The sequence below is a fragment of the Mangrovibacterium sp. genome, assembly GCF_059905295.1.
Genome location: NZ_JBZQJF010000019.1, coordinates 1 through 3,548, shown reverse-complemented (window position 1 = coordinate 3,548; position 3,548 = coordinate 1). Strand labels below are relative to the sequence as shown.

3 protein-coding genes are annotated in these 3,548 nt (G+C 43.8%); all 3 read right to left on the bottom strand.

Annotated elements, in window-relative coordinates; all coding sequences use genetic code 11:
• Positions 1-550: UvrD-helicase domain-containing protein (locus tag AC37HE_RS00945; protein WP_500780895.1), on the bottom strand; the 550-nt coding region annotated here is incomplete at its 3' end.
• 371 nt (positions 551-921) lie between these two features.
• Positions 922-1,326, bottom strand: a complete 405-nt coding sequence (locus tag AC37HE_RS00940) for a DUF1648 domain-containing protein (protein ID WP_500780894.1) — start codon at positions 1,324-1,326, stop codon at positions 922-924.
• Positions 1,327-1,398: 72 nt separating this feature from the next.
• Complete coding sequence (locus tag AC37HE_RS00935) at positions 1,399-3,054, bottom strand: AMP-binding protein (RefSeq protein ID WP_500780893.1); 1,656 nt, start codon at positions 3,052-3,054, stop codon at positions 1,399-1,401.
• Positions 3,055-3,548: the final 494 nt, after the last annotated feature.

Below are 3,548 nucleotides of genomic sequence, written 5' to 3'. Positions count from 1 at the left end.
GCAATAGCTGACGAGCAACCCCGTGAAAAGTCCCCAGGTAGCGCAATTGCTCATTGATAGCCGGATTCGATTCCCCCAAAAACAGCGCGATACGCTCTTTAATTTCCCGCGCCGCCTTATTGGTAAAGGTGAGCACCACCACCCGGTCGAAGGGTACTTTCTCGATAAAATGCAGGTAAAACAGTTTAGCAATCAACACCGTGGTTTTCCCGCTGCCCACCATAGCCGATAAAATGGCCTGTTGAGCCGGGTAAAAAACAGCATGCCGCTGGTACCGGTTTAAGCGTTCAAAGGTACGCCCCAACTTGGAATCGGTCTTTCGGATTCGCTCAATCACATCAGCATAATCGCTTACCGGTTTGTTAATAGCCGGCTCAAAAGCGTGCGACACAGCCTGCCCCTCTGCTTCAAAAGCATTGGCCAGCTGATCGAAACTACTTTGTGATCCACGAATACGCGAGTGCAAACGCTTTAAACTCATAATTGCTGAATGATTGACCGGTAGTACCGCAAAGGTAAACCATAAATTGATCCGGGAAAACACTATCATGATTCTTTGGAATCACCAACAGCAATGAAAGTAACCAAAACCTAACAGACTACTGGATTAATGAGAAAGTAATCTCGAAGCGACTTCGGCCTACTTTTTATCGAGGGTTGAAAGCGAAATGAAAGCTTAGTAAAGCCGGGAAGCTCCGACGACAGAAGGAGATCACCCGGCTTCACTTAGCTTTCACGAGCTGACACCTGAAGATAAAAATCAGCCTTGAATTTTTTGTTTACTTTTGGGTTCAAGCCAAAAAGTAAAATCTGTCCGATAGGACAAAATAACCTTTCTTATACAAGTCAGAAGTGAAAGACCATTCGCTTAAGCCTCGTAACATAGACTTTCAAAAAAATTAAAACCCGTTTTATCCAAAGCTACCAGCCCAAAGCAATACCAAGGGTTTTATACAGTAGGAAAATAAAAAGAAGAAGCACCCCTACTTTCAAAAATCGAATCACTCGTGTTCCCCATGTGTATAATTTCAAGGCGTTATCCGTTGTTACCTTTGTTGGATAATTAAACAAATACGGAAACCTGCTAACTACCGTCAACCCAACATAAAGTAACAGTCCAATACCCGGCAACAACCAAATGCTGTTTCGCAAACCATACGCATCAACCTGACCGCTCAGATCAAAGTGCATTGGTATCTCGTCCGGTAAATCACCATAAAAAAAGAGTGTTAAGAAAATCAGGCACGCAACTTCAATTGCAGCCAAAATTTCGAAGAAATAATCTGTTCGGCTTAGCCTGATTGTAATCCTTGGTCTTTTATTCATGATCTGGTATCGTGTTTCACCGCTTAACGGCTCAAAATCAAAACGGCAGATCAATATTAACAATAAAAATAATTAGACCGTATCGTTTTCCCGAATTTCAACCCGGCGAATTTTACCACTAATGGTCTTCGGTAATTCTTCTACAAATTCAATGACCCGCGGATATTTATACGGAGCAGTCACCCCCTTCACATGATCTTGCAACTCCTGTATTAACTCAGCACCGGCTTTGTGCTTACAATCGGCAGCCAACACCACAGTAGCTTTCACAACCTGTCCGCGTATTTCGTCGGGAACACCGGTAATGGCACACTCAACGACATCGGGGTGAGTCATCAAAGCACTTTCCACCTCGAATGGTCCAATGCGATATCCCGAGCTTTTAATCACATCATCAGCCCTTCCAACGAACCAGAAGTAACCATCTTCATCACGCCAGGCCAGGTCACCCGTATAATAAATGCCCTCACTCATGGCCTCATCGGTTAGTTTTTGGTTTCTGTAATACCCTTTAAACAAGCCCGATGGATACTCCTGGTCATAACGAACAACAATCTGACCTTGCTCCCCGGCCTGGGCCGACTCCCCATTCGCAGTCAACAAATCAATATGATAGTGCGGGTTAGGTAATCCCATCGATCCCGGTTTTGGATTAATCCACGGAGATGTAAATACAGTAAGTGTCGTTTCACTTTGGCCGTAGCCTTCGCGCAGGCGGATTCCGGTCATCCGGTAGAACTGATCGTACACTTCCGGATTTAAAGCTTCACCGGCAATAGTACACCATTCCAAAGCCGACAGATCGTACTTACTCAGATCTTCGCGAATCAAAAAGCGAAAGATCGTTGGCGGGGCACAAAGCGATGTAACTCGGTACTTCGAAAGAACCTCTAAGATTGCTGATGGGGTAAATTTTTCATGATCGTAAACAAACACCGATGCTCCCACCAGCCATTGTCCGTAAAGTTTTCCCCAAACAGCCTTCAGCCATCCTGTATCGGCAATTGTTAAATGGAGGCTTTCCTCATGCAGGTTTTGCCAGTATTTAGCTGTAATAATATGGGCCAAGGGGTAAACACTGTCCAGCACAACCATCTTCGGATCACCAGTAGTTCCCGATGTAAAACTAACAATGAGCGGATCGTCATTCTTTGTTGGTTCTGCCGGACGTTCAAACGGCTGAGCATCTTTAATGCCGGATTGAAAATCTTCCCATCCTTCCGGGATATCGGGACCAATCGAAATCAACTGTTCAACAGTTGGCGACTGCGGCATCGCCTTATTCACATGATCCAGAATCAACGCATCCCCATCGCAAATAATGCCTTTGATCGAGGCTGCATTCGTCCGGTAAATAATGTCTTTGGAAGTTAACAAGTGTGTTGCTGGTATAATAACAGCACCTATTTTGTGCAATGCAATAATGGTAAACCAAAATTCGGCCCGACGCTTTAAAATCGCCATAACCATATCCCCTTTTCCAATTCCCAGCGACGAAAAATAGCCTGCCGTACGATCGGTAATCTCTTTGAGCTCACCAAAGGTATAAGTACGACTCTCCCCCTGATCGTTGGTCCATACTAAAGCTCTTTTATCAGGGTCTTGGGCTGCCCATCCGTCAACGACATCGTAGGCAAAGTTGAAATCTTCGGGAATAACGATTTCGTAGTTCGCTTTAAAGTCCTCAAAATCGTTAAAAGTTGTTTGTTTTAAATACTTCTCAATCATATCTTTTTACTTCCTTCTATTTACTGATCTTAAGTCAGCAATTCTTGTTCTACTCCAAACACGGCACACCAAGCGTTTAGAACAGTCAAAATCCGGCTAATTTGGCATTTAGAAATACGCGGGTTAGTTACATTAAGCCTGCTAAAAATAAGACAGTTGTAAAAGTAAGATTAATTTTCGGGCATTGAAAGCATTTCAGGTTATGACTTCTTTATGAATTGAACCAAAACAAAAAATATTCATGATTCCCAGTGAATCACCCACAGCAATGAAAGTGGAGGAAAACAAGAGAAAACAGTTGAAGACAATTGAAGACAAACGAATGGAGATGGAAACTTGCTCGAAGCGCTTTCGGCCTACTTTTTATCGAGGGTAGGAAGCGAACCGGAAGCTTAGTGAAATCCCGATGATTATCGGGACGAACTTAGCTTTCAGGAGCTGATACCTGAAGATAAAAATCAGCCTTGCGTTTTCTGTTTCGTCTTTGGGGCAAG

Coding starts and splice junctions, on each gene's coding strand:
- AC37HE_RS00940 (WP_500780894.1), bottom strand. CDS start 1,326: ATGAATAAAAGACCAAGGATTACAATCAGGCTAAGCCGAACAGATTAT.
- AC37HE_RS00935 (WP_500780893.1), bottom strand. CDS start 3,054: ATGATTGAGAAGTATTTAAAACAAACAACTTTTAACGATTTTGAGGAC.